The 7,216-nt window shown below is 63.0% G+C and carries 7 protein-coding genes; 1 reads left to right on the top strand and 6 read right to left on the bottom strand.

Annotation, left to right across the window (positions count from 1 at the left end; translation table 11 throughout):
• The 6 genes from KJP30_RS24945 to KJP30_RS20440 all read right to left on the bottom strand — a co-directional run.
• On the bottom strand, positions 1 to 80 hold an 80-nt coding region (locus tag KJP30_RS24945), incomplete at its 3' end, for an acetyl-coenzyme A synthetase N-terminal domain-containing protein (protein WP_246594671.1).
• A gap of 161 nt (positions 81 to 241) precedes the next feature.
• Positions 242 to 997 carry an ABC transporter ATP-binding protein gene (locus KJP30_RS20460; protein WP_218451220.1) on the bottom strand — a complete coding sequence of 252 codons (756 nt, stop codon included), beginning with the start codon at positions 995 to 997 and terminating at the stop codon, positions 242 to 244.
• An 83-nt stretch (positions 998 to 1,080) separates the two neighbouring features.
• Positions 1,081 to 1,836, bottom strand: a complete 756-nt coding sequence (locus tag KJP30_RS20455; protein WP_043146433.1) for an ABC transporter ATP-binding protein — start codon at positions 1,834 to 1,836, stop codon at positions 1,081 to 1,083.
• A gap of 12 nt (positions 1,837 to 1,848) precedes the next feature.
• Positions 1,849 to 3,048: a branched-chain amino acid ABC transporter permease gene (locus KJP30_RS20450; protein ID WP_218451219.1), complete on the bottom strand. Its 1,200-nt coding sequence runs from the start codon at positions 3,046 to 3,048 to the stop codon at positions 1,849 to 1,851.
• Between the two features lie 6 nt (positions 3,049 to 3,054).
• Positions 3,055 to 4,062, bottom strand: a complete 1,008-nt coding sequence (locus KJP30_RS20445; RefSeq protein ID WP_218451218.1) for a branched-chain amino acid ABC transporter permease — start codon at positions 4,060 to 4,062, stop codon at positions 3,055 to 3,057.
• A 132-nt stretch (positions 4,063 to 4,194) separates the two neighbouring features.
• Positions 4,195 to 5,541, bottom strand: a complete 1,347-nt coding sequence (locus KJP30_RS20440) for a substrate-binding protein (protein WP_218451217.1) — start codon at positions 5,539 to 5,541, stop codon at positions 4,195 to 4,197.
• A 222-nt stretch (positions 5,542 to 5,763) separates the two neighbouring features.
• Here KJP30_RS20440 and KJP30_RS20435 point away from each other — a divergent pair, with 222 nt between their 5' ends.
• Entirely contained in the window at positions 5,764 to 7,077 is a 1,314-nt protein-coding gene (locus KJP30_RS20435; protein WP_218451216.1) for a helix-turn-helix transcriptional regulator, read from the top strand.
• The last annotated feature ends 139 nt before the right edge of the window (positions 7,078 to 7,216 follow it).

Here is a 7,216-nt window from a genome sequence, read left to right as displayed (position 1 = left end):
GTCGGGGCCTTCATCCAGTCCAGACGCTGCGCCTGCTCCGCCCAGAACCCCTCGGGATCCGAAACCGAACGCGCATACATCTCTTCGTAACGCTCCGCATCAACATGCGACTGCTGCGCCATTTCGGCGGACGGGGGGTAGGTGGTGCTCATTTGGCTCTCCTCCAGAAAACAATTGGGGGCAGGGAAAACCTCCCCGCCCCCGAAATCAAGTGGTTCAATGGTCGTGTACGGGGCGCGGATCAGATCGCGAGGTACTCGGCCCGCAGCGACTCGTTCTCCAGCACTTCGGCGGCGCTGCCGTCAAAGACCACGGAACCGGTGTCGAGGATCACCGCACGGTCGGCCAGTTGCAGGGCCCGCACGGCGTTCTGTTCGACGATGATCGTGGTCATGCCCTGTTCCTTGACGTGCCGCAGGGTCTTTTCGATCTCGTCCACGATGACCGGCGCAAGGCCCTCGTAGGGTTCGTCCAGCAGCAGCACCTTGATGTCCCGCGCCAGTGCCCGCGCAATGGCCAGCATCTGCTGTTCGCCGCCCGAGAGGGTGACGCCTTCTTGTTTGCGGCGTTCGCCCAGTCGCGGGAAGAGGTCGTAAAGCCGGTCCAGCGACCAGCCGATCGGCGGGGCGATCTGCGCCAGTTGCAGGTTTTCCTCGACCGTCAGGCCGGGGATGATGCGGCGATCCTCGGGCACAAGGCCAAGCCCCGCGGCCGAGGCCTGATGCGATTTCATCAGGTGCAGCGGCTGGTGATCCAGCCAGATTTCGCCGTGGTTCACCTGCGGGTTGTCCAGACGTGCGATGGAGCGCAGCGTGGTGGTCTTGCCCGCGCCGTTGCGCCCCAGCAGGGCAAGGATCTCACCCTCGTGGACGTTAAAGGTGATGCCCTGCACGATATAGCTCTCACCATAGTAAGAGTGCATGTCGTAGACCGAGAGAAAGGCCGGGGCGGTTTCGGCCGCGTTTGCGTTCTTGGAGAAATCGGGACGGACGTTCATGTGCGTGTCCTTTCTTGAGGGGATGCCGGGGGAACGCCCGGCCTACGGGTTCGGGGTAGGCCGGGCCTTGGCCCGGCTCCCGCTCAATGCGCTTCGCCCAGATAGGCTTCTTGCACCTTCGGATGGCCTTTGATGTTTTCGGGCGCATCTTCGACCAGCGGCGTACCCTGCGCCAGAACCGTGATCCGGTCGGCGAGGCTGAACACCACGTGCATGTCGTGCTCGATGATGGCGATGGTGATGTCGCGCTCTTCCTTGATCTGCTTGAGCAGGTCGATGGTGTTGTTGGTATCGGCGCGCGCCATCCCCGCGGTGGGTTCGTCCAGCAACAAGAGCTTGGGCGATTGCACGAGGCACATCGCCATCTCCAGCCGCCGCTTGTCCCCGCGGCTCATCGAGGCCGAATGCATGTGGCGCTTGTCCAGCATGTTGACCTCTTCCAGCATCTTCTCGGCCTCTTCGATGAGCGATTTCTCATTCATCACCGACTCGATGGCATGCAGGCGGTAGGCCCCGTCGCGCTTGGCAAACAGCGGGATCATCATGTTTTCGAACACCGTGAGATCGCCAAAGATTTCAGGGGTCTGGAAAACGCGGGAAATGCCCATCTGGTTGATCTCGTGCGGGCTGCGGCCCAGCACGGACTGGCCCTGGAACATCACCGATCCGGTGTCGGGGATCAGCTTGCCCACGAGGCAGTTCAGAAGCGTCGACTTGCCCGCGCCGTTTGGCCCGATGATCGCGTGGCAGGTGTTCTCTGCCACGCTGAGGTTGACGTCCGAGAGGGCCTTGAGACCGCCGAAGCGCTTGCCCACGTCCTTGACTTCAAGAATACCCATCAGTCTGTCTCCTTATTCCGCGGGCTCGGTGGTGGCCGACTTGGGATCGTCCACCTTCTTGCGGTTGAAGAACCGGGAAATGCGCTGGCCACCTTCGACAAGGCCACCCGGCAGGAAGATGACGACAAGCATGAAGATGATGCCCAGCGTCAGGTGCCAGCCCTTGCCGACGAAGGGGTGGATGATGAAGACGACAAAATCCTCGATCCCGTCCGGCAGAAAGCTGAACCATGTGTGCAACACGTTGTCGTTGATCTTCGAGAAGATGTTTTCGAAGTACTTGATCATGCCGGCCCCCAGAACCGGGCCGATCAGCGTGCCCGCGCCGCCGAGGATGGTCATCAGAACCACCTCGCCCGAGGCGGTCCACTGCATCCGCTCCGCGCCGGCCAGCGGGTCCATTGCCGCCATAAGGCCGCCGGCAAGACCGGCATACATGCCCGAGATCACGAAGGCCGCCAGCGTGTAGGGCTTGGGGTTCAGCCCGGTGTAGTTCAGGCGCTGCTGGTTCGATTTGATCGCACGCAGCATCATGCCAAACGGCGAACGGAAGATGCGGATCGCCACGTAGAACGACAGCAGCATCACCACCGCGCAGACATAATAGCCGACCGAGAAGGTAAAGCTCCACGGACCCACCACCATGTCAAAGGCCGAGCGCATTTCAAGACCAAAGAGGTTGGTCACCGGGATCGACCCGTCCTCGGTCGCGGAAACGCCAAGGATGCGTGGGTCGTCCAGCGTCAGTTGCAGGCCGGTTTCCCCGTTGGTCAGTGGCGTCAGCACCGAGTAGGCCAGCGCAAAGGACATTTGCGCGAATGCCAGCGTCAGGATCGAGAAGTAGATCCCCGTCCGCCGCAGCGACACGAAGCCGATGACCAGCGCAAAGAGGCCTGCGATGACAACTGACAGCAGGATCGCCGGTACGATGTTCATCGACAGCAGCTTGAACATCCAGACCGCCGAATAGGAACCGACCCCCAGAAAGGCCGCGTGGCCAAAGGACAGGTAGCCGGTCAGGCCGAAGAGGATGTTAAAGCCGATGGCAAAGATCCCGAAGATCACGAACCGCTGCATCAGGTCGGGGTATCCGGCGTTGAACTGCGCCAGCCCGCTTTCGGTCGGGAAAGGGTTGAGGATGAAGGGCGCGAACATTGTCAGCAGCGCCACGATGATCAGCAGGGTGCTGTCTTTCTTGTCGAGTCCGAACATGGTGGCTTACTCCATCACGCCCTTGCGACCCATCAGACCGCGCGGACGGGTCAGAAGGATGACAATGGCGACAAGGTAGATGATGATCTGGTTGATGCCGGGGATGATCGTGATGACCTCTTTCATCGAGGCAAAACTTTCCAGGATGCCCAGAAGGAACCCGGCGGCCACGGCGCCCGGCAGCGACCCCATGCCGCCGACCACGACGACGACAAAGCTCAGCACGAGGAAATCCATGCCCATGTGATAGTTCGGGGCATTGATCGGCCCGTACATCACACCGGCAAGCCCCGCGACCGCGGCGGCGATGCCAAACATGATGGTGAACTTGCGGTCGATGTCGATGCCCAGCAGGCCGACGGTTTCACGGTCTGCCATGCCCGCGCGGACCACCATCCCGAAGGTGGTGAATTGCAGGAAGGCAAAGACCGCGCCGATGATCGCCAGCGCAAAGCAGAAATAGACGATCCGCCAGACCGGATAGACGATGGTCGAGGTCAGCTGCGCCACGCCGGACAGCGCTTCGGGGGCGGGGGTCTGGATCGGGTTTGCGCCAAAGTAGTATTTGACGATTTCCTGCAAGACGATCGCCAGACCGAAGGTCACGAGGATCTGGTCGGCATGGGGGCGCTTGTAGAAATGCTTGATCAGACCGCGTTCCATGATGAAGCCGATGCCGATCATGATCGGGATGGCAAAGAGGATGGCCAGTGGCACGGACCAGTCGATGATGCTTGATCCCACCTCGGGGCCGAACCAGCTTTCGACATATGGCGTCTTGACCTTCAGCGGGTTGCCGAGAAAGTCGGTCTTGGTCGGGTCGACGGTTTCGAACGACAGGTTCAGGATGCGTTGCAGCGTCACCGAACAGAAGGCGCCGATCATGAACAACGCGCCATGCGCGAAGTTGACCACGCCAAGCGTGCCGAAGATGAGTGTCAGACCCAGCGCGATCAGCGCATAGGCCGAGCCCTTGTCGAGCCCGTTGAGAACTTGAAGGATGATGGCGTCCATTGTCCCACCCTTTGCGGTCGGAGTGCGGAAAAGAATCGGAGCCCGTCAGACGGGCCGAATGGGAGCGAAGCAGGGGGTGGGCAGGGCACCTTGGCCCTGCCCGTCACGCGGCCCGCGAGGGGCGCGGCGTGATTAGGCGCCCGGGTTGCAGGAGCCCAGCGAACCGCCCGCGAACATCGGGTGATCCGGTGCGTATTCGACCTGCGCGCGCGGGGTGACTTCGACGATCTCGAGAAGGTCGAATTCCGAGGTCGGGTTGTCTTTCCCTTTCACGACCAGCACGTCCTTGAAGCACTGGTGGTCTTCGGCGCGGTAGAGGGTCGGACCGTTGCCAAGACCGTCGAACTCGTAGCCTTCGAGGGCTTCGGCCACGGCGCAGGGGTTGAACGACCCGGCGCGCTGCACCGCATCGGCATACAGCAGGGTCTGCACATAGCAGGTGTGCGCGGCCTGGCTCGGCGGGAAGCCGTATTTGGTGCCAAAGGACTTGACGAAGGCCTTGGACCCTTCGTCCTGTAGCGACCAGTGCCAGTTGGTGGAGCCGAAGATGCCCTTGACGTTGGCGCCGGCACCCTTGGCCATCAGGCGCGAGTACAGCGGAACGACGATCTCGAAGTCCTTGCCGTTGACGACCTTTTCGCGCAGGCCGAACTGAACCGCGTTGGTCAGCGAGTTCACCATGTTCCCGCCGTAGTGGTTCAGGACCAGAACGTCGGCGCCCGAGTTCAGGACCGGCGCGATGTAGGACGAGAAGTCGGTCGCCGCCAGCGGCGTCAGCACGTTGTTGACGGTGGTCCAGCCCAGCGCCTCGGTCGCGGCGGCGATGGATTCCTGCTGGGTCCAGCCCCAGGTGTAGTCGGCGGTCAGGTGATAGGCGCGGCGGTCATTGCCATACATCTTGGCCAGCACCGGAGCCAGTGCGGCACCCGACATGTAACCGTTGAAGAAGTGGCGGAAACCGTTGGCTTTCTTGTCCTTGCCGGTGGTGTCGTTCGAGTGGGTCAGACCCGCCATGAAGATGACGCCGGCCTCTTGGCACAGGCCCTGAACGGCGATGGCCACACCCGAGGACGAACCGCCAGTGATCATGATGGCGCCGTCTTTTTCGATCATCGACTTGGCCGAGGCGCGCGCGGCGTCCGACTTGGTCTGGGTGTCGCCGGTCACGTATTCGACCTTCTTGCCCATGATGCCGGTGCCGTCCAGAACCTTGGACGAGAAGGTGTTCAGCATGCCGCCGTCACCGCCGCCGTTCAGATGCTCGACCGCCAGTTCGTAGGCGCGAAGTTCGTCTGCACCCTCGTCAGCATAGGGGCCGGTCTGCGGAACGTTGAAACCCAGGGTCACGGTGCCGCCGGTCGGCGCGTTGGTGAAGCCCGAATGGCTGGCTGCCGACAGGTAGGTGGGCAGAGCGAGGCCCGCGCCGGCGGCCGCACCGGTCTTGATCACGCCGCGGCGCGTCACATTGAGTTTGGACATGAAATCCTCCCGTTTCGGTAAAACCGTCCCGGCATTCTCCTCAGTACGCGGGACGTTCGCACATCTGTGCAAAAGCAGTATGGCAGGGGGATCGAAAATTGCGCAACAAGCGCTTTACGTGAAACACTTTTTTTGTCAACGTCTGAAAAGTAGACAGCGGTATTCTGTAAAGGAGTTTATTTTGCGCCGCAGAAACCCCTTGAAAGTGCAAGGAAAGCGCTTATGCCCCGCGATACGCTGACCGGGTCGCGTATCCGCGAACGCCGGGTCCTGCGCGGCATGAAGCAGGCGGATCTGGCGCGGGATGCGGGTATTTCCGCCTCATACCTCAACCTGATCGAGCATAATCGGCGCAGAATCGGCGGCAAATTGCTGTTGACCCTTGCCGAGATCCTCGAGGTGGAACCGGCTGCGCTGACCGAAGGCGCGGGCGCGGCGCTGATCGCGTCGCTGCGCGAGGCGGCGGCGGATATGCCAGAAGTCGGTGCCGAACTGGACCGGGTGGATGAATTTGCCGGGCGCTTTCCCGGCTGGGCCCAGCTTTTGGCCGACAGTCGCACCCGCATGGCGCAACTGGAACGCAGCCTTGAAACGCTGAACGACCGTATGACCCATGACCCGCATCTGGCGGCTTCGCTGCACGAGATGCTGTCGACCGTGACCGCGATCCGCTCGGCGGCGTCGATCCTCGCGGAACCGGGCGAGGTGGACGCCGAATGGCAGGCCCGGTTTCACCGCAATATCTACGAAGACAGCGCGCGGCTGGCCGAAACCAGCCGCGGTCTTGTGACCTACCTTGAGGCGGACGAGACCTCCTCGCTTGAAACCGGCGCGCCGCAAGAGGAACTGGAGGCCGCGCTGGAGGGCGCGGGTCATGTGGTGCCGGAACTGGAAAGTGACGGGGCCGCAGGAGTGGACGGCGCGTTGACCCGGCTGGGCAAGGGGCTGTCCGGCCCGGCGCGCGGCCTGTTGAAGACATGGCTGGAGCGATACGCGACGGATGCCGAGGCGCTGCCCTTGTCGGTCATGGTGCCGCAGGTCGAAACCCACGGACCCGAACCGGCGGCGCTGGCCAGGGCGCTGGGCGCCGATCCGGCGCGGATCATGCGGCGCTTGGCGGCCTTGCCCGCCGATGTCCTGCCAACGCCGGTGGGGCTGGCGATCTGCGACAGTTCCGGCGTTCTGACCTATCGCAAGCCGCTGCCAGACTTCCCGATGCCGCGCTTCGGGGCGGCCTGTCCGCTTTGGCCGCTGTACCGCGCGCTCAGCCGCCCGCATGTGATCCTGTCCGGTCCGGTGATGCAGGCGGGGCGCGGCGGCGTCGTGCTCTGGGCCGAGGCGTTGGCCACACCGCTGTCCGGTCCGGCGGTCAACGCCGACCCGCTGTATCAGGCGCAGATGCTGGTGCGCCCGCTGCCGCCGGGGGCCGAGATGCCGATGACCCTGCCGGAACTGGGCGTGGCCTGCCGGGTCTGCCCGCGCGAGGCCTGCGAGGGCCGCCGCGAACCCTCGATCCTTGCCTCGGTGCGGCGGTGAAGGGCCGCGCGCAGCCCTGCCGCTGCCGCATGGCCGTTTCCCACCGGGCAGAAAAGCTGGCTCGCAGGTGAACAGGTTTTTGACACAGGTCGCAATTCCCGCATAAGTTCATGACACCTGCTTGACGTTAGGCGCAAAA

The sequence above is a fragment of the Antarctobacter sediminis genome (assembly GCF_019218285.1).
In the GTDB taxonomy this organism is placed as follows: domain Bacteria; phylum Pseudomonadota; class Alphaproteobacteria; order Rhodobacterales; family Rhodobacteraceae; genus Antarctobacter; species Antarctobacter sediminis.
Note: the sequence above shows the minus strand (reverse complement) of the source record. Positions and strands in the feature narration are given on the sequence as shown.